We start from the raw sequence: 18,166 nt of genomic DNA on the forward strand, positions 1-18,166 counted from the left end.
CTTTGGAAATTGAGTCCGCGAAGCCTTAATACCCTTTCAAGTTGGGAGATATGCTCATAATCAGCTCTTCACAACTTAAAAAAACGGACTAGGCGTCCCCGACTAAATTCCGTGTTACGTGTGTCTACAGTCCGGTCAACCCTTCCAGCATGGCAACGTACCCGGCAATTCCATCAGCGACTTCGTGAACATAGACAAATTCGTCGGCGGTGTGGGAACGTTCGGAATGGCCGGGGCCACACTTCAGCGAAGGCATGGGCAACAGCGCCTGATCAGAAAGCGTTGGCGATCCATAAGTGATTCGCCCCAGAGCTAGCCCCGCCTGTACCAGCGGATGATCGAGCGGAATGCCCGACGACCGTAACCGCACTGATCGTGGTACGACCTCCGCCTGTACATGGGCCCGAACAATTTCCAGCACCTCTTCCAGCGTGTATTGCTCGGTTACCCGCACGTCGACGGTGAAGGTACAGGTGTCGGGCACCACATTGTGCTGTGTACCGGCGTTAATGATCGTTACCGATTGCTTAACCGGCCCCAGTACGGGCGACACCTTCGGATAGTGGTAGGTTTGAAACCACTGAAGATCGGCCATCGCTTTAGTGATGGCGTTATCCCCTTCGTTGCGGGCTGCATGTCCGGCACGGCCATGAACGGTACAATCCAGTACCATCAGCCCTTTCTCGGCAACGGCCAGTTGCATTTCGGTCGGTTCGCCCACCAGCGCCACATCAATCGGGGGCAGGTGAGGCAACAGCATTTCGACCCCGCCCCGACCCGAGATTTCTTCTTCGGCGGTAGCGGCCATTACCAGATTATAAGTCAGATCAGACCGATTGTAAAAATAGACGAACGTACCCAGCAAACTCACCAGACAACCACCCGCATCGTTACTTCCCAGTCCGTAGAGCTTGCCATCCTCGACCGTTGGCAAAAACGGGTCGCGGGTATACGAAGCATTGGGCTTCACCGTGTCGTGGTGCGAATTGAGGAGCAGCGTCGGTTTGTCGGGGTCAAAATGTCGATTTTTCGCCCACACGTTATGCCCAATCCGCTGGCAGGCAACACCCTGCTGACTCAGGTACGTCTCAATCAGGTCAGCGGTTGGTCCCTCCTCACGGCTTAACGAAGGTGTGGCAATCAACGATTTTAGCAGGGCAAGAGCACCCTCAACAAGGGCGGGCGGGGCAGGAGAAATCATGGCTACAAAGAAACACAAAAAAGGGCTGCCCGACGTTTTCACCTCAGACAGCCCGGCACTAGACTAATTCAACATCTTCTACGACAGGTATTTACGCAGCATCCACGCCATTTTTTCGTGGGCTTCCATCAAACCTGTCAGAAAATCGGCGGTACCGGCATCACCCAACTCTTCGTCGGTTGTGTCTACATCTTTACGTAGTTCGCGAATCACCTGCTCATGGTCGTCGAGTAGGCGTTTGAACATTTCTTTGGTTTCGATGTGTCCATCGTGATCTTCTTTCAGGCTTGCTGCCTTCAGAAAATCCTGCATCGTGGCAATGGGCCGACCACCCAGCTGACGGATACGTTCGGCCACCTGATCGATTTCAACCTCAAGAGCGGTATACTGTTCTTCGAAGAACTCGTGATACTCTTTGAAACTTGGGCCGCTAACGTCCCAGTGAAACTTACGGGTTTTGATATATAGTACGTGCAAATCGGCAAGGAACGCGTTTAGCAGTTCATTGTCTTTTTTCAATACGTCTTGCTCTAGGCCAATGTTGGGTTTCATAATCGTTATTGAGTGGTTTTGCAATCAGACTAAAAACAGACTCATTCTCGGCGAATGGTCTACTGTTGTAACTAAGAACAAGTCCATTTGTTAAAACCATTAACTCAGTTGTCGTGATCTACTTGGGGTCGGGAGTTTTACGGCCAATCACGTACCTTGCGGTATAAATTAATGACTGTCTGTATGCTTCCCCATTCATCGCCTGCCACCACCGAATCTATCCGCGTTTCGTCTGAAATAGGTACGCTCCGGCGCCTACTGATTCACAGCCCCGACCGAGGATTAGGCAAGGTTATTCCGTCTAAAGCGCAGGATTGGCTCTTTGAAGATATCGTGAACCTCGATATGATGCGCCGCGATGAATATGATTTCTACGTTAAGCTGCTGCTGTATTTCCTGGATCCCGACAAAATAAAAGGGCGGGTAGCCGACCTCGCTCCCGGTACCGATCGCGGGTTTTTCAAACCTGATCACCCCGACTATTTTGCGTCAGAAAAAGTAATTGATGTTCAGTGCCTGCTCTCCGATATTCTGGCCGACGAGGTAATCAGAACCAAACTTATTGCGGCTATTTGTGGCATTGAACGTACCTCGTTCAGAACCCAGCAGCAACTGGCCGACGTGTCGCCTACCGAACTGGCTAAAATTCTGATTTCTGGTTCATTGCCCGATAAGAAAATGCTGTTTGCTCCACTGCCGAACTTCATTTTCACCCGCGATATCGGCATTGTTATCAACGACCATATTCTGCTGAACAAACCTGCTATGCAGGCACGTACCCGTGAGGCGTTGCTGGCTCAATACATCTTTTTCAATCACCCGTTCTTTGCCAATTACCGGGATAAAATCATCGAGATTCCCGACAACGAGCATGCTTTTCTGCTCCCCGAATCGGAGACGGCCCGCGACCTGAACCGGTCTACCCTCGAAGGTGGTGACGTGATGATGATTGCCCCCCGGCACCTGATGGTGGGTTGCAGCGAACGCACTACCCTCTACGCGGCGCAGCAGGTAATGCGGCTGGTATTTGAGAAAGGCGTCGTTGATAAAGTGACCATTGTCAAAATTCCAAAAAAGCGTGATTACATGCATATCGACACTGTTTTCACGCAGGTAAAACGAAACGTGTGGGTATTGCTGGGTACGTTGGGCCGAACCGGCGACGAAGCCAGAAAACGCGATGTGATGCACTTCTTTGCGCCCAAAGACCTATCGGAAGACCTTAAAATTCTTCAGTTCAGAAAAGGGCACGAGCAGAAACCAACTGAAATTGATAACCTGGAAGATTTGCTGGCCGACATCAGCACAAACGACCTCGGGGCTACAGAACCCGTGCGGTTTATCTATTCCGGAAATAACGAATTTCCCTTCGGCGATCGTGAACAGTGGACCGATTCGTGCAATTTGCTGGCCCTAAAAGATGGCGTCGTGGTGGGTTACGACCGTAACGACTACACCGCACAGGCCTTCCGCGAAGCCGGTTTCGATGTGGTCACCGCCGCCGACCTGCTCGACCGGTTCGAACGGGGAGACGCCTCGCCGGAAACCATTGAAAACACGTTTGTTATGCTACCCTCCGCCGAGTTGAGTCGGGCACGTGGTGGTAGCCATTGCATGAGTTTGCCCCTTTTCCGCGACGGGTTTTGACCGATTTAGCTGTATTTTTAACGAAACGTTACCTATTTCAAAGCGGTTTTGCTTTTATTCTTTCTTCACTATGCAATCACAAACTACGTCGCGAATATTAATGATTCGGCCAGTTCGGTTTGGCTTTAATGAGCAAACAGCCTCGTCGAACACATTTCAGGATACTTCCCTGGCTGGTCAGCCCATTGAACGATCGCAGGCAAATGCACAGCGCGAATTCGATGAAATGGTTCGGCAACTTCGGGCCAGTGGCGTAGATGTGATGGTTTATGATGATACCGCTGACCCACACACACCCGACTCAATTTTCCCGAACAACTGGGTATCATTTCACTACAGCGGCACGGTGGTGTTGTACCCCATGCAAGCCGAAAACCGCCGCCTCGAACGTCGGCAGGATATTATCGATGATCTGTCGCAGCATTTTCACGTCTCGAAAGTGGTTGATCTCACCACTTTTGAAAACGAAGGAAAATACCTGGAAGGAACAGGCAGTTTGGTGCTCGATCGCATGAATCGCGTTGCTTTTGCCTGCCTGTCGCCACGCACCAACGCAGATGTGCTGACCGAATTCAGTAACCGAACCGGGTACAAAACAATATCTTTCCGGGCGGTAGACGATACAGGGAGCGCCGTGTATCATACTAACGTACTGATGAGCATTGGTGACACCTTCGCCGTTATTTGTTTGCAAGCCATTCAGGACCTCGACGAACGCTTGATGGTTCGTCAGGAGTTGGAGCGGCTGGGGAAACGCGTCATCGAGATTACACCCGAGCAAATGAATGCTTTTGCGGGCAACATGCTGCTGGTGAGCACGATTAAAGGACAGAAACTACTGGTTATGTCGAAGCAGGCGCACCAATCGCTGACCGACAAGCAGATTGATGTGCTGGATGATTACGCAACCCTGCAAATTTTCGATTTGTCGACGATTGAGGCAAACGGTGGTGGATCGGCACGGTGTATGATGACCGAAGTGCATCTACCCTCGAAGTAGAAAGCAAACGCTTTGTTTGCCCTTGTTGTTACCCTGCTATGAGAACAGTAACAGACTCAACCATCCCGACCGACCCTGGCTGCTCACCGCAAAAACCGGTGCCCATTCCGGCCGTACCTACGCGCTTTGGTGCCTGTCTGCTGTTTGCGGCCAATGCACTCGCGCGGTCTGTAACGGCAATTGGTGATGGTGAGTTTGCCAAAATGGGACTTTCGTATTCGCACGCGTACCTGCTAAGCGAAATTGCCCTGACACCCGGTATTTCACCGACGTACCTGAGCGAAACACTATTGCTGTCTCCTTCAACGATTACCCGGCTCATCGAAAAACTAGAAGCGAAAGGGCTTGCGCGACGGGAAACGGTAGGTAAGCACACGATGGTGTTCGCCACTGAAGCGGGAGCAGCTATGGCTCCAGCCGTGAGCAGTGCCTGGCAGAAAAACTGGGAGAAATTTACCGAGAAGTTGGGCGAGGACGAGGCCATTGCGCTGACAAAGCAGATTTTTTCCGCCGCCGAGTGCCTGAACACGCCATCTGATCCGGCAGTCTAGCTTATTGATTAGCGGGGTTTTCTACGTGCATATCGGTGATGTTCCAGCAGGAAAGGCCCGGCGAATCTTTGCATTCAAACAGGGCAAACTGATCGACGCCGGGGGTTAGCCGTTCAAAGTAGAGAACGAATTTAGCTTTGCTTCCAGCCTGAATTTCACTGGTATCCGGCGATAAGCGTATTCCTTCGGCTTTAACGAAGTTGAAGGTTTCTTTCCCGTCGAGACTCACCAACTGCGCTTTAGGATCGATTGAAATCTGGGAGGTAGCGCTACTACCGTACTGTCCCTTACTAAGATCGAATGTGAGGTAGAGCACCGTATATTTAGCCGTCAGTCGAATATCGGTTACCCGAAGCTGGCTATCGCTACTGTGCCCTAATCCACCGATGGGGTCGGGCAAAAGTCGATGGTTTAATTCCTCTATCGGCGCGGCTTTTACATAGTACTCGGTTTCATCGACAGGCTGATGACCCGACGTTGGCTGACTAGTGGCACAGGCCGAAAGTACTGCGCAAAGTACAGGAAAAAGAAAGAGCCGTTTCATCTTGACAACGTGTTGAGAAGCGATGGTGTATGTGAAACCTGTAATTGATTCGTTGAGTTAGTAAAATAGCAAAAAAAACAGTTCTCTCCGCCTATGAACCGCATTCACTTCGTCAAGAAAAGCCTATTTGTTCTTTCTTTTATCTTACTCTCAGGATTATTATCCTGCAAAGAAGATAATTCAGTTCAGACTGTTGCCGCCCGGCCTGAATTACTGGTTGCCAATGACTGGCGATTAACTCGCATTACCGACACGAGTGGTGGCGCTATTGCCGTAAATCGGCTTGGGGTAGGTGCGTTGGCGCTGAATTTTGCCGATATTCAGTTTACCGATAAAAATGTTGCCCGCGCCATTGATCGTTCTACCAAACAGATCATCAATGCAGGCACTTGGTTTATGATTCAGGAAAACGCCGCTCTCGACATCAAGGTAACGGGTTTTACAGGCATCTTCCCCATCATCGACCTCTCGCGCACTAAGCTTATTATCCGGCAAAACACAACCGTCGATGGTCAGAAAACCGACGTCAATCTAGAGTTTGCGCCTTCTATTTAAAGAAGTCTAAAGTCCAATGTCTAATGTCTAACGTCCAAAGGGCTTCGCTAAAATTACCAATGGTAAGTCAGCGAAGCCCTTTGGACGTTGAACATTAGACGTTGAACATTAGACATTGGACTTTAAACATTAGACCTCAAAAAAATGCCCCTCAACATCAGCGAACTTTTCGGAACCGTTGCCCATCCCGGCCGGGTGGATTGGATTAGTGTTCGTCCACAAAGGAACGTACCTGTAGAATCGGTGGAGGTGGTGACCGTTTCCGAACAGAATGGTTTGATAGGCGATCATTATTCCGGGCAGAACGGGAAGCGACACATCACCCTGATTCAGGCGGAGCACCTGCCAGCTATTGCCGCTTTCGTAGGCATCACCAACCTTGACCCTGCCCTCCTGCGCCGAAATATGGTGGTATCGGGCATTAATTTACTTGCCTTGAAAGGCCGCCAATTTAGGATTGGCGAAGACGTGATTCTGGAATACACAGGCGAATGTCATCCCTGTTCGAAAATGGAGACGGCGCTGGGTAAAGGCGGCTACAACGCCCTGCGCGGCCACGGTGGCATCACCGCTAAAGTAATCCAGGGCGGTCAGGTACGGGTGGGAGATAGTGTTGGTTTGTAGTTTGTGGTTTGTTGTTGCGCTGCTGAGGGCCCTTTGCTCGATTTAGCAGCGCAACAACAAACCACAGACTACAAACTACAAACCAAACTTACCTAGGCTTCGTCAACCGTTCCCAGTTCATTTCGGTGAAGTCGGTGATCACGTCGTTGGTTACTTCAGTCAGTTCTTCAATCGTATGGGTGGTGGCAAGCCCAATAACCCGGGCACCGGCCGACCGACCCGCTTTTACGCCCGTCATCGAATCTTCAAACACAATCGATTCCTCGGCTGATACGCCCAGCATGCCCATCGCTTTCAGGTAAATCTCAGGGTCGGGCTTGGGACGTGTAACCAGTTTTTCGTGCAGCAGCTCGTCGAAATAAGGACGTAGTTCCAGTGCGTCGATCACAAAATCAAGGTTTTCAACAGGGGCAGATGTAGCTACTGCGGTTTTGATACCGTTCTCTTTCAGCACCTTCAGGAAGTCAACCAGGCCCGGAACAGCTACCACGTCGGGCGCATAAATTTCACGAAAAAGGGCTTCTTTTTCGTAGGCGAGTTGATCGAAATCAGCCACGGCAATAGTCTGATCGGGAAAGAGATGACCTAGAATATCCCGGTTGTGTTTGCCTGAAACGTACTGTACAAATTCAGCATCAGACAGCGTACGGCCATGTTGTTCGTAATATTTACGCCAGGCAATCTGATGGTGTGGGTTGGTATCGGCAATGACGCCATCCATATCGAATATTACTGCTTTGAGCATATTTTTTTGGGTCTAAAGTTTAATGTCTAAAGTCCAAAGTGCTCCACTGATTTACCGTTTGTCAATTGGCGAAGCTCTTTAGACTTTAGACATTAGACTTCATGTTTCAAAATAACTTAACAAATCGGCTGACGAGTGCTGAGCCGAGCAGCATAAAGGCAACGAACAGGAGGCCCCAATTCAGGCCAAATCCTTCGGCAATGAAACCGATAATGGGCGGACCAGCCAAAAAGCCAACAAAACTAAACGTAGCAAACGTAGCCAACCCGGCGGCAGGGGGAATATTGGGGATACGCAACGCTGCCGAATAGAGTATAGGAGCGCCCAGCGAACTCCCCGCGCCCAGCATGGCAAAGCCCAGCAGAGCTACCGCCGGCGTAGGTATCGCCACGGCCAGCACCAGACCTGCCGCCCCAATAAGTCCACCCAGCACCAGCCAGCGTTTAGCACCAATGCGGGGAATAATAGCATCGCCCATGAAACGGCCCAGGGTCATGGTCAGAGAGAAAGCACCGAAACCCAGTGCCGCTATCTGTCCGCTTGTTTTCAGCGAATCGCGAAGGTAAACCGCGCTCCAGTCGAAGGCCAGCCCCTCACCCATTGCCACAGCCAGGCCAATAAAGATCATCAGCAGCAGATCCAGGTTGGGTTTCACAAACGACGCTGATTTTTCGGGCGGCACCACGGGCACCGATAGTAGAATGGGGCGAACCAAAACCGTAATTGCCAACACCACAACGGAAATCCCGGCCACGTGTAAGCCAGGCGGAACATGACTGGCAATGGCTATGCCGGCGACAAGCGAACTTACAATACCACCCACACTCCACATACCGTGGCACGACGACATAATCACGATTCGTTTTGCTTTTTCCACGTCGGTAGCCAGTGTATTCATGGCCACATTAAGCAGCGCACTACAGAGGCCCACCATATACAGACCGATAATCAGCATAGGAATATTGGTGGCCGTCACCGGAATAAGCAGACTCAGGCACAGGGCCATAGCGGCCCAGAAGCAGGCGTTGGCCTGCCCTAGCTTACCCACCACCCAGGCCGTCAGCGGATTCATGGTAATGAGCCCGGCAGGCATGGCAAAAAGCGTCATCCCCAACTGTGCGTCCGACAGTTGAAGCGTATCTTTCACGTGCGGAATGTGCGCTACCCAACTACCAAACACCAGGCTTTCGGTGGCAAAAACCAGTCCTACGGCCCTTGCCTGCACATCGCTAAAGAAGACAGACAAATGCCGGGTGAACGAATGAACAAGTTGAACAGATGAATTCATACCACAAAGATAGCCCTCAGAGCGGCAGACCACTGTTCTCTCATTTACGGTTTCTGATGCTGTATTGACTTGTTGAACGCCCTTTGAACTCGAATTGAATTCAGGCACGTTAATTTAGCACTATATTAGTTGGTAAGTGGCTAGCCCTACCATGTATCGTATGCGCCTACAATTTGAGAAAATAGAGCCCGAGGTCGGCAGTTCATTTAAGGTTGTTCACCTGACCAGCCCGCAAACGTGCTGGGTGTATTGGCATTATCACCCCGAATATGAGATCGTCTTTATTCCTGAAGGCAACGGCCGACGACATATTGGGCAGCACGTGTCGGCTTATGAAGAGGGAGAACTGCTGTTTATTGGCCCCAACATTCCGCATCTCAATTTCAGTTACGATAAAGAAGGCCCTTACGAAGAAATTGTTGTTCAGCTACGTGACGATTTCATGGGCCCGGATTTTTTGCACAAACCAGAAATGACAGCCGTGAAACGATTGTTTGCCCGAGCCAGTCAGGGGTTAGTTTTTGGGCTGGAAACTAAGCATCGGGTCGGTTCACTGCTGATGAAGCTACCCCACCAGACGGGTTTCGAGCGGTTGGTTTCGCTGTTACTGATTTTTCAGCAATTGGGTCAGGCTACCGACGTACAGCCGCTACAAGCCGATGGCATTCAGTTTACCGTTGACCCCAGGGAAGAGCAACGGATTAATCGAATTTACGCCTATGTAGCCGACCATTATGCCGAAGCCATTGACCTGCGCATGGTGTCCGATTTGGCCAATCTGACTGTTCCGGCCTTCTGCCGTTATTTCAAGCGGATGACGCAACTGACCTTTTCTGATTTTGTCAACGAATACAGAATTAGTCAGGCACGCCGGTTATTGCATACCGACCAACCCATTGCTGCTATCGGCGCCGACATAGGCTATGCGAATTTGTCGCATTTTAACAAGACGTTTAAGCGCCTTACCGGCCAAACGCCAACCGCATATCGGAAGAGATTGGCCAGCTAATGGTGACCTGTTGACGACGGGACCGTCTTTGTTACTGCCTGAGCGAGTGGCTTGGCCTCCGCTTCGTTGTTCCCTACTTTTGCGGTAGAATCAGGCCAGACTGCTCTGGCCTGTTTTTTTAACTAACAGTGAATCGTCGTCTTGCTCATTTCCTTCCCTCACCTTCTCGGCCTCATTGGCGTGGCTCTATTGCCTTTCCTGCACCTGCCCAGATTGCCCGAGCCACTCCGCCCAAGCGCTGTAACGCTCCGGTCTGCCACGACTGACCACGCGTCTTCGCAACCCGGCAAACGCCGGAAAGCGAAGCAAAAAAAGCAGGTAAAAGCAAAAAAAACGGTTCAGAAAGCGCGTTCAGAGAAATCCAAAGCAGCCATTGTACGCCCCAAAAAGCCCCTTAGCGGTGCGGTTTATTACCTCGCTTCCGGGCATGGAGGCCCCGACCCTGGGGCAATTGGCAAGTTTGGCAAAAGCCTGCTTCCCGAAGATGAGTACGCCTACGACGTCACCATTCGACTTGAACAATTGCTTAAACAACAGGGAGCCACGGTGTATATGCTCGTCCAAGACCCGAACGATGGTGTACGGAATGATGCCATTTTAAAGCTCGACCGTGACGAGGTAGCTTACGGAAACAGACCAATCCCACTGAACCAGACAGCCCGGCTCAATCAGACCACTACCGCCGTTAATAAGTTACATACCCGCCATAAATCGGCTTACCAGCGGTTTATCACGATTCATGTTGACAGCCGGAGTCAGGGGCAAAAGATCGACGTTTTCTTTTACCACCACAGTAATAGTCAGGCCGGCCAGCGGCTCGCTAAACACATTCATCAGCGCTTCAAAGCAAACTACAAGCGCCATCAGCCCGACCGGCCTTATTCGGGTAACGTCTCTACCCGCAATTCGCTGTACGTTGTAAAGAACAGCCACCCGCCCACGGTTTTTATTGAACTGGGCAACATTCAGAACCCACTCGATCAGCGGCGATTCCTGATGGCATCAAACCGCCTGGCGCTCGCCAACTGGATGATGCAGGGTATCCTCGACGACTACCGCTCGAGGTGAACCCAAAACAGCCGCCACGCATTACTTTTGCATCATGTCTCATTTGGCATCAGCAGATAGAACCAACCCATGCGTAAGCTCCCCCTATTTAGTACTCTTTGTACCCTGTACCTCTTTTTTTCCTGCACCTCATCCAACGATTACCTCGATCAGGGAAGGGCATTACTCCGAGAAGGCAAGTCTCGCGAAGCTTTAACGGCGCTCAATCAGGCGGTAGAAGCCGACGCCGACAATGCCGAAGCCTTTAACACGCGGGGTGTGGCTTACTTTGAGCTGAAAGAATACAGTAACGCCCTGCTCGATTATGACCAGGCACTGAAACTGAAACCCGACTTCTACCGACCCTACTACAACCGGGCGCTACTAAAAACAGCGCAGGGAGACGTTCAGGCAGCGTTGGGCGATTACTCAGAAGCCATTCGGTTGGCCCCTGATACCGCCCGTTTGACAACCTCGGAGACGTACCTGAACCGGGGACAGTTGTTTGCGTTGCAAGATCAAATCCAGCCCGCCCTCACCGACTTCAATCAGTCGATCAAGCTGAATCCAAAAAACGCGTTGGCGCTGTACAACCGGGGAAATCTTCGTTTCAACGAAAAAGACCTGCCCGGCGCCCTTGCCGACTTTCAGGCTTGTGTGGCCATCGATCCTACGTTTGGTAAAGCGTTCTATGGCCTTGGTCTGGCTCAGGTTTTGGCCAATCAACGCGATGCCGCCTGCCTAAGTCTCAAACAGGCTCAGAAACTCAACTACCCCGACGCCGCCAATGCGCTGGTCGCGTATTGTAATTAAGTCGATAGTCGGGAGTCAATAGGCTGGATAGTCGTTTTTAGTGTTGCTCAAGCAAGCCCGTTGCTGACGCGTGAGCAACACTAAAAACGACTATCCAGCCTATTGACTCCCGACTAAAAACAACTTTCCAGACTATCGACAACTGACTCCCATGACTAAAGTCCTTCCCCTTGTTTTCGCCATCGTATTCGTTCTATTTGCAGGGGTGCAGTATAATGATCCCGATCCTCAGATTTGGGTACCCATCTATGGTTTCGCGGCTATGGCCTGTATTATGGCATATGCACGCATTGGACAAGTTTGGTTCTTTGGACTAATGGCGCTGATCTATGGCGTTGTAGCCATCTATCAGTGGCCACCAGCTTTCGAGGGTTTCGTGCTCAATGAGATGGGCATGAAAACAGTCAATATCGAACTGGCGCGGGAAGCGGGTGGACTGGCCATTTGCGCCCTGGCGATGGGAATAATGGCTTTTCTGGTCAGTAAACGCAAAAAATCATAACTTAGTAGCTTCCCCAACCGAACCGTCGGACCGTCATCATGCACAAACTACTACTTTCCCTCGCCGCACTTTCGTTGGCGTCGGGGGCGTTTGCCCAGAAGAAAGCCAAAAAATCGGCGACTCCTTCCCCAATTGGTATCACAGCCACGCTGGCATCTGACCGTATGGCCGGTGCTACGCAACGTACCCAGCTCACTAAATCATCGCTGCTCCAGAACGTACCTGTACGCTCGATTGGCCCCACGGTCATGAGCGGCCGAGTGGTCGATTTATCGGTGAATCCGCAGAACCCGAGCGAGTTCTACGTGGCCTACGCCAGCGGAGGTTTATGGCACACCGACAACAACGGCATTTCGTTTTCGCCTCTTTTTCAGCACGAAGCGGTAATGACGATTGGTGCCGTTGCCGTTGACTGGAAAACAGGCGCTATCTGGCTGGGTACAGGCGAAGCCAATTCGAGCCGATCGTCGTACGCCGGGATGGGTTGCTACAAAAGCACGGATAAAGGACGTACCTGGCAACACCTGCCCGGCCTCGACGATACACACCACGTCGGCAAGATTGCCCTTCACCCCACCGACTCCAACACGGCCTGGGTAGCCGCCGTGGGCCATCTTTACACCGATAACGCCGATCGAGGTATCTACAAAACAACCGACGGAGGACGTACCTGGAAAAAGACCTTATTTATTGATAATCAAACCGGTGCTATCGATGTAGACGTTGACCCGACTAACCCGCAGGTATTGTATGCAGCTATGTGGCATAAGCAACGGAAGGCATGGGATTTTGTGGAAAGCGGTAAAACATCGGGCCTCTACAAAAGCATCAACGGCGGCGATTCCTGGACACTCATTTCGGGTGGGCAGAGCGGCCTTCCGAATGACGATAAAACCGGACGGATGGGCCTGACCATTTTCCCCGGCAATACCAAAACGCTGTACATGATTCTGGACAATCAGGCGTATCGACCAGAGAAAGCGACCGACAAAAAAGCAGTTGTCGATGCCCGGAAGCTGACCAAAGAACGCCTGAAAGTCATTTCGAAAGACGAGTTTCTGAAATCAGAAGACTCATTTATCGCCGAATACCTGGAAGAGCAGAATTTTCCAGAAAAGTACACGCCAAAGGTGCTGAAAGAGATGATTCTCGCCGATAAGATCAAGCCTGTCTCGATTCTGGAATATACCGACGACGCCAATTCGCGGCTGATCAACGCCGAGGTGATTGGTGCTGAAGTGTATCGCTCTGATGATGGCGGTGCCAAATGGCGCAAAGTCAACGCCGATTTCCTCGATGGCGTGTTCAACACCTACGGCTATTATTTCGGAAACATCTGGGTAGCCCCCGACAATGCCGATAAAGTCGTGATTGCGGGCGTACCGGTTATTGGCTCAGAAGATGGCGGCAAAACCTATCGCTCTATGGATCAGGGCAACGTACACTCTGATCACCACGCTCTTTGGATTAATCCTACGAATAACAAGCACCAGATTCTGGGTAACGATGGCGGCATCAACATCACCTACGATTCGGGCAAAAGCTGGATGAAGGCCAACACACCCGCCGTTGGGCAGTTCTACGCCGTAGCCGTTGATATGGCCAAACCGTATAATGTCTATGGAGGCTTGCAGGATAACGGCGTCTGGACTGGCCCTAGCACCTACCGCGCCGACACCGATTGGCAGGCAAACGGCCGCTATCCGTACCGTTCGCTGGTGGGCGGGGATGGCATGCAGGTGCAGGTCGACTGGCGCGACAACAACACCGTTTATTCTGGTTTCCAGTTCGGTAACTACTTCCGGGTCAACAAAACGAGTGGCGAAATGAAGCGGCTAGTGGTACCGGCTACCGAAGTAGGTGAAGCTAAACTCCGCTGGAACTGGCAGGCACCCATCTTGATTTCACGCCACAATCAGGATGTCATCTATTTCGGTTCGAACCGATTCCACCGCAGCCTGAACCGGGGCGATGAGTTTAAAACACTGTCGGGCGACCTGACCAAAGGCCCCCGCGAAGGCGATGTTACGTTCGGCACGCTGACGACAATCGATGAATCGCCGTTGCGCTTTGGCCTGATCTACACGGGCTCTGATGATGGCCTGATTCACGTCTCGAAAGATGGCGGCAACTCGTGGACACGTATCACCAATGGCCTGCCCGAAAACCTGTGGGTGAGCCGGGTTGCTGCGTCTGCCCATCAGGAAGGCACCGTCTACATCTCGCTGAACGGCTACCGCGACGATCATTTCGCGGCCTACGTATACGTATCGACCGACTACGGCCAAACCTGGACCGCCCTCGGCAAAAATCTGCCCGCCGAACCCGTCAACGTAGTAAAAGAAGATCCAAAGAACCCGAATCTGCTCTACGTAGGCACTGACCACGGCCTGTATATGTCGCTGGATAAAGGACAGTCGTTCATGCCCATTAGCGGCGAAGGTTCAGCCACTCGACTGCCTGCTGTGGCCGTACACGACCTAATGGTGCACCCGCGCGACGCGGAATTGCTGGTGGGTACCCACGGACGGTCATTGTACACGGTTAATCTGGAGCACATTCAGCAACTTGGCGATTCGATTCTGAGCAAATCGCTTCATCTGTTTGCGCTTAGCCCCGTTACGGCCAGCCCTGCCTGGGGCCGAAAAGTGCTTTACGAAGAAACTCCTTCTTACTCGATGACCATTCCGTACGTGTCTAAGCAATCGGGGAAAACCACGGCCACCATCGCTACCGATAAAGGGCTGGTGCTGCGCACGTTGACAGATACCACCGAAGCCGGTTTGAACTACCTCAGCTTCGATTATAGCATTGATACCACACAGCGAGCAACGTACCTGACGTACCTGAACGACGGCAAAAAGAAAGACGCCCCAGCCGTTGACCTGACGCTGGCTGATAACAAAAAGCTGTATATCAAGCCCGGCAAATACAAACTGACCCTGACGCAGAACGGGCAGTCTGTCAGCCGCGATATGGAGGTAAAAGCCGCCCTACGCCGCACACGCCGACCCGTTACATTCGCTTCGCCCGATGAGTTCGAGGCCTGGCGCGAACAGGAAGAAGCCGAAGGCGGCGGAGAAGGAAAGTAACGTAACGCGGACTTCAGTCCGCCTGAGGCCAGCTATCCTGTAACTGAATTTACCCTCAGTAGCTAGGCTCAGGCGGACTAAAGTCCGCGTTACGTTTACACCGCCAGTTCAAGCGAAACAGTTTCGGTTTTGCCTTCGGGCAGTTGTTCCGCTACTGGTTCTACCGTGACGATGATGAATTTTGACGTGGGCGTGTTGCTTACGTCCGCCACGCTTGCCACCGGCACCAGCGGATTTACCTCGGGGTAATAGGCCGCCGTGTTTCCCTTCGGAATATTGTAGGGAATAACCACGAACCGTTCCAGATGACGTTTTTGCCCCTCAAAATGACTGGTAATGTTCACTAGCTGCCGCTCACGAAGACCACGGTCTTTCATATCGTCGGTATTCATGAAGATGACACGGCGCTCACCGTATACACCCCGATACCGATCATTGTAATCGTAGATCGTCGTGTTGAACTGATCGTGACTGCGAATCGACATCATCACCAGTTGGTCCGGTTCGAGAACGTGTTTGACCATCTCCGTTACCGTGAAATTAGCTTTGCCGTTTTCGGTGGTGAAATTCCGTTCGCGGGGGCCGTTGGGCAGGTAGAAGCCCCCCGGCATTCTAAGCTTCTCGTTGAATTTGTCGAAACCTGGAATCACGCGGGAAATGGCATCCCGGATGGTGTCATAATTTTCGGTGTAGCCAACCCAGTCCACCTTCGATTTATCGCCCAGTGTGGTGATGGCGATTCCCGAAATAATGGCTACTTCGCTGAGCATTTCGCCTTCCAGCGGTTCCAGCACGCCTTTATTCTGACTGACAACACCCATTGAATTTTCGCAGGATGTAATCTGCTGCCCCGACTTTTGCCTGTCAATATCTACATGGGTGAGGCAAGGCAGAATCAACGACGTTTTTCCGGTCACCAGGTGGCCACGGTTTAGTTTGGTACTAATGAACGCCGTTAAGCGCTGCTTGCGCAACCCTTCGGCCACAAATTCGGTATCGGGCGAGGCCGACAGGAAATTACCGCCGAGGCTAATGAACACACCGGTTTTACCGTCATGCATGGCCTTTATCGCCTCAACCGTATCATAGCCGTGTTCGCGGGGCGGATCGAAACCGTACTCTTTTTGCAGATCATCCAGAAACTCTTTGTGCGGTCGCTCCCAAATACCCATCGTGCGGTCGCCCTGCACATTGGAATGACCCCGCACCGGACACGTACCGGCACCGGGTTTGCCCACGGCTCCCTTCATCAGGTGCAGGTTCACAATCTCCTGAATGCACATAACACCGTTTTTCTGCTGCGTCAGACCCATCGCCCAGCACGTCACCAGTTTTTGTTTCGGGGCAATGATGTTAGCGGCTTCGAGTAGTTGCTCTTTCGTAAGGCCGCTTATTTCCTCGATCTCCTTCCAACTCGTATTCCGAATCGTATCCAGAAAATCGTCGTATTTCGTAGTAAATTCTTTGATGAACGCATGATCGATCACGACACCCGGATTGAGCTCTTCGGCACGGATAAGGTGCTTCATGATACCGCGTAACACCGCCATATCGCCGTTGATTTTCACCTGCAAATGCAGATCGGCCATAGGCGTTCCTTTGCTGAGTAACGTACCCACCGCCTTGATCGGATTCATGAAATCCTGCGGATTTTTGAAGTGACTAAGCCCCGCTTCGAAGAGGGGATTGACGGCAATAATTTGGGCACCGTTGCGCTTGGCAATCTGAAGGGCCGACAGCATACGGGGGTGGTTCGTCCCCGGATTCTGGCCCATAATCAGGATGACTTCTGCCTCGTGAATATCATTGAGCGTGACCGATCCTTTCCCCAATCCCAGCGTTGGGCTGAGGGCCGATCCGCTGCTCTCGTGGCACATATTCGAGCAGTCGGGCAGGTTGTTGGTACCAAATTGCCGCACGAATAGCTGGTACAGAAACGCAGGCTCGTTGGGCACTTTACCCGATGTGTAGAAAAGCGCGTCGTCGGGCGATGGCAGCGCATTCAGTTCATCGGCCACAATCTGAAACGCTTCGGGCCAGCTTATCTGCGTGTAGTGCGTGGCGCCCGGACGAAGTACCATCGGGTGAGTCAGTCGGCCTGCATTATTCAGGTCTCGATCGGTCATACGCGACAGATCAACCAAACTGTGTTTAGCAAAAAACTCGGGGTCGGCGCGGCGGGTATCGGCATCCGATGCGGTGGCTTTGGCTCCGTTTTCGCAGAACTCCGCTACCGACCGGTGGTCATCTGGGTCGGGCCAGGCGCAGGATGAGCAGTCGAACCCATCTTTCTGATTGAGTTTCAGCAAGGCGTGTGTACCGCGACCAATTCCCGCTTCGCTCCACGAAAACTGCATGGATTTCAGAACGGCCGTAACACCGGCCGCTACTGTAGCTGGTTTGCCCAGGGTTAAACCAGTAAATGCTTCGGGCGGTTGGGCCAGTACTGGGTTTTTATCTTTAGCGCTCAAGTTATCGGGGGCGATTAGAGTACGAGTATCAGCCGGTCTGCCCGTTTGGTCAGCCTCTTTCTGCGGGTCGTAGTGATCAGCAACCATTTCGGAACCCTGTTCCGGACGCTCACCACTCTCAGGTACGTTGCCAGCATGCTGTTCGGTTGGGTTGCTGGGCTTTTTTTCGTTGTTCGGGGACTTGTCCATAGTATATCACGACTGTCAGGCCGTACTGAAAACGTTGAGTAAGCTGTAAACGGCTAGCTATCTGTACTAACCTTCCCGCAAGTGATGTAGTTATGAGTTGAACAAATAATCACTCTTTGGCACGATAATATTTACGATTTACAAATACAGAAAACTTTTATTAACATAAAAAACAGATAGTATTTACTTAAGTATTTTCCATAACACGGTACCGTTCCCTAATCAAATTTAGAATTGGCCTGACTTTTGCCAACCCCATTCGCCAGATAGCCCTCGTAGATTAACACCTCTAAGTTACCGGGGAAATCAACTTTTGGTGGCCTTATTTTGGTCATT

Annotated in this window: 16 protein-coding genes; 10 read left to right on the forward strand and 6 right to left on the reverse strand. The window is 51.7% G+C overall.

Annotation, left to right across the window (positions count from 1 at the left end):
- Positions 1-124: 124 nt before the first annotated feature.
- Together ACAW87_RS11415 and ACAW87_RS11420 are read right to left on the reverse strand one after the other, a co-directional pair.
- Positions 125-1,201: a M20 family metallo-hydrolase gene (locus ACAW87_RS11415; RefSeq protein WP_370723525.1), complete on the reverse strand. Its 1,077-nt coding sequence runs from the start codon at positions 1,199-1,201 to the stop codon at positions 125-127.
- Positions 1,202-1,279: 78 nt separating this feature from the next.
- Positions 1,280-1,753: a Dps family protein gene (locus ACAW87_RS11420; protein ID WP_370723526.1), complete on the reverse strand. Its 474-nt coding sequence runs from the start codon at positions 1,751-1,753 to the stop codon at positions 1,280-1,282.
- A 183-nt stretch (positions 1,754-1,936) separates the two neighbouring features.
- On the opposite strand from ACAW87_RS11420, the gene ACAW87_RS11425 reads away from it, so the two are divergent.
- The 3 genes from ACAW87_RS11425 to ACAW87_RS11435 all read left to right on the forward strand — a co-directional run bounded on the left by ACAW87_RS11425 (position 1,937) and on the right by ACAW87_RS11435 (position 4,951).
- On the forward strand, positions 1,937-3,400 hold the full coding sequence (locus ACAW87_RS11425; RefSeq protein WP_370723527.1) for an arginine deiminase family protein: 1,464 nt from the start codon (positions 1,937-1,939) through the stop codon (positions 3,398-3,400).
- Between the two features lie 70 nt (positions 3,401-3,470).
- Positions 3,471-4,400: a citrulline utilization hydrolase CtlX gene (gene ctlX, locus ACAW87_RS11430; RefSeq protein WP_370723528.1), complete on the forward strand. Its 930-nt coding sequence runs from the start codon at positions 3,471-3,473 to the stop codon at positions 4,398-4,400.
- Positions 4,401-4,438: 38 nt separating this feature from the next.
- Positions 4,439-4,951, forward strand: coding sequence for a MarR family winged helix-turn-helix transcriptional regulator (locus ACAW87_RS11435; RefSeq protein WP_370723529.1), 513 nt, complete (start codon positions 4,439-4,441; stop codon positions 4,949-4,951).
- Between the two features lies 1 nt (position 4,952).
- On the opposite strand, the gene ACAW87_RS11440 is transcribed toward ACAW87_RS11435, so the two are convergent.
- Positions 4,953-5,495, reverse strand: coding sequence for a hypothetical protein (locus ACAW87_RS11440; RefSeq protein ID WP_370723530.1), 543 nt, complete (start codon positions 5,493-5,495; stop codon positions 4,953-4,955).
- Positions 5,496-5,588: 93 nt separating this feature from the next.
- Here ACAW87_RS11440 and ACAW87_RS11445 point away from each other — a divergent pair, with 93 nt between their 5' ends.
- Positions 5,589-6,050 (forward strand): hypothetical protein, encoded by a 462-nt coding sequence (locus ACAW87_RS11445; RefSeq protein ID WP_370723531.1) that lies wholly within the window; start codon positions 5,589-5,591, stop codon positions 6,048-6,050.
- 144 nt (positions 6,051-6,194) lie between these two features.
- On the forward strand, positions 6,195-6,674 hold the full coding sequence (locus ACAW87_RS11450; protein WP_370723532.1) for an MOSC domain-containing protein: 480 nt from the start codon (positions 6,195-6,197) through the stop codon (positions 6,672-6,674).
- Positions 6,675-6,762: 88 nt separating this feature from the next.
- Here the strand turns inward: ACAW87_RS11450 and ACAW87_RS11455 are convergent, their stop codons facing one another.
- Together ACAW87_RS11455 and ACAW87_RS11460 are read right to left on the reverse strand one after the other, a co-directional pair.
- Positions 6,763-7,419, reverse strand: a complete 657-nt coding sequence (locus tag ACAW87_RS11455; protein WP_370723533.1) for an HAD family hydrolase — start codon at positions 7,417-7,419, stop codon at positions 6,763-6,765.
- A gap of 106 nt (positions 7,420-7,525) precedes the next feature.
- Positions 7,526-8,707 (reverse strand): MFS transporter, encoded by a 1,182-nt coding sequence (locus ACAW87_RS11460; protein ID WP_370723534.1) that lies wholly within the window; start codon positions 8,705-8,707, stop codon positions 7,526-7,528.
- Between the two features lie 160 nt (positions 8,708-8,867).
- Here ACAW87_RS11460 and ACAW87_RS11465 point away from each other — a divergent pair, with 160 nt between their 5' ends.
- The 5 genes from ACAW87_RS11465 (at position 8,868) to ACAW87_RS11485 (ending at position 15,170) form a co-directional block, all read left to right on the forward strand.
- A complete protein-coding gene (locus ACAW87_RS11465; protein ID WP_370723535.1) occupies positions 8,868-9,716 on the forward strand; it encodes an AraC family transcriptional regulator in 849 nt (282 codons plus the stop codon).
- Between the two features lie 141 nt (positions 9,717-9,857).
- On the forward strand, positions 9,858-10,784 hold the full coding sequence (locus ACAW87_RS11470; RefSeq protein WP_370723536.1) for an N-acetylmuramoyl-L-alanine amidase family protein: 927 nt from the start codon (positions 9,858-9,860) through the stop codon (positions 10,782-10,784).
- 69 nt (positions 10,785-10,853) lie between these two features.
- The gene (locus tag ACAW87_RS11475) at positions 10,854-11,576 is read left to right on the forward strand and encodes a tetratricopeptide repeat protein (RefSeq protein ID WP_370723537.1); all 723 of its coding nucleotides are present in this window, start codon (positions 10,854-10,856) and stop codon (positions 11,574-11,576) included.
- 151 nt (positions 11,577-11,727) lie between these two features.
- Positions 11,728-12,078, forward strand: a complete 351-nt coding sequence (locus tag ACAW87_RS11480) for a transmembrane 220 family protein (RefSeq protein ID WP_370723538.1) — start codon at positions 11,728-11,730, stop codon at positions 12,076-12,078.
- A gap of 38 nt (positions 12,079-12,116) precedes the next feature.
- Positions 12,117-15,170: a WD40/YVTN/BNR-like repeat-containing protein gene (locus ACAW87_RS11485; protein WP_370723539.1), complete on the forward strand. Its 3,054-nt coding sequence runs from the start codon at positions 12,117-12,119 to the stop codon at positions 15,168-15,170.
- Positions 15,171-15,265: 95 nt separating this feature from the next.
- Here ACAW87_RS11485 and ACAW87_RS11490 read toward each other — a convergent pair whose 3' ends face one another.
- Complete coding sequence (locus tag ACAW87_RS11490) at positions 15,266-17,830, reverse strand: FdhF/YdeP family oxidoreductase (protein WP_370723540.1); 2,565 nt, start codon at positions 17,828-17,830, stop codon at positions 15,266-15,268.
- Between the last annotated feature and the right edge of the window lie 336 nt (positions 17,831-18,166).

Source organism: Fibrella aquatica, from assembly GCF_041321135.1.
GTDB classification, from domain to species: domain Bacteria; phylum Bacteroidota; class Bacteroidia; order Cytophagales; family Spirosomataceae; genus Fibrella; species Fibrella aquatica.

What these genes read in the sequence shown, in the direction of transcription:
- ACAW87_RS11415 (WP_370723525.1), bottom strand. Translation starts at nt 1,201, where the DNA reads ATGATTTCTCCTGCCCCGCCCGCCCTTGTTGAGGGTGCTCTTGCCCTG.
- ACAW87_RS11420 (WP_370723526.1), bottom strand. Translation starts at nt 1,753, where the DNA reads ATGAAACCCAACATTGGCCTAGAGCAAGACGTATTGAAAAAAGACAAT.
- ACAW87_RS11425 (WP_370723527.1), top strand. Translation starts at nt 1,937, where the DNA reads ATGCTTCCCCATTCATCGCCTGCCACCACCGAATCTATCCGCGTTTCG.
- ctlX (WP_370723528.1), top strand. Translation starts at nt 3,471, where the DNA reads ATGCAATCACAAACTACGTCGCGAATATTAATGATTCGGCCAGTTCGG.
- ACAW87_RS11435 (WP_370723529.1), top strand. Translation starts at nt 4,439, where the DNA reads ATGAGAACAGTAACAGACTCAACCATCCCGACCGACCCTGGCTGCTCA.
- ACAW87_RS11440 (WP_370723530.1), bottom strand. Translation starts at nt 5,495, where the DNA reads ATGAAACGGCTCTTTCTTTTTCCTGTACTTTGCGCAGTACTTTCGGCC.
- ACAW87_RS11445 (WP_370723531.1), top strand. Translation starts at nt 5,589, where the DNA reads ATGAACCGCATTCACTTCGTCAAGAAAAGCCTATTTGTTCTTTCTTTT.
- ACAW87_RS11450 (WP_370723532.1), top strand. Translation starts at nt 6,195, where the DNA reads ATGCCCCTCAACATCAGCGAACTTTTCGGAACCGTTGCCCATCCCGGC.
- ACAW87_RS11455 (WP_370723533.1), bottom strand. Translation starts at nt 7,419, where the DNA reads ATGCTCAAAGCAGTAATATTCGATATGGATGGCGTCATTGCCGATACC.
- ACAW87_RS11460 (WP_370723534.1), bottom strand. Translation starts at nt 8,707, where the DNA reads ATGAATTCATCTGTTCAACTTGTTCATTCGTTCACCCGGCATTTGTCT.
- ACAW87_RS11465 (WP_370723535.1), top strand. Translation starts at nt 8,868, where the DNA reads ATGCGCCTACAATTTGAGAAAATAGAGCCCGAGGTCGGCAGTTCATTT.
- ACAW87_RS11475 (WP_370723537.1), top strand. Translation starts at nt 10,854, where the DNA reads ATGCGTAAGCTCCCCCTATTTAGTACTCTTTGTACCCTGTACCTCTTT.
- ACAW87_RS11480 (WP_370723538.1), top strand. Translation starts at nt 11,728, where the DNA reads ATGACTAAAGTCCTTCCCCTTGTTTTCGCCATCGTATTCGTTCTATTT.
- ACAW87_RS11485 (WP_370723539.1), top strand. Translation starts at nt 12,117, where the DNA reads ATGCACAAACTACTACTTTCCCTCGCCGCACTTTCGTTGGCGTCGGGG.
- ACAW87_RS11490 (WP_370723540.1), bottom strand. Translation starts at nt 17,830, where the DNA reads ATGGACAAGTCCCCGAACAACGAAAAAAAGCCCAGCAACCCAACCGAA.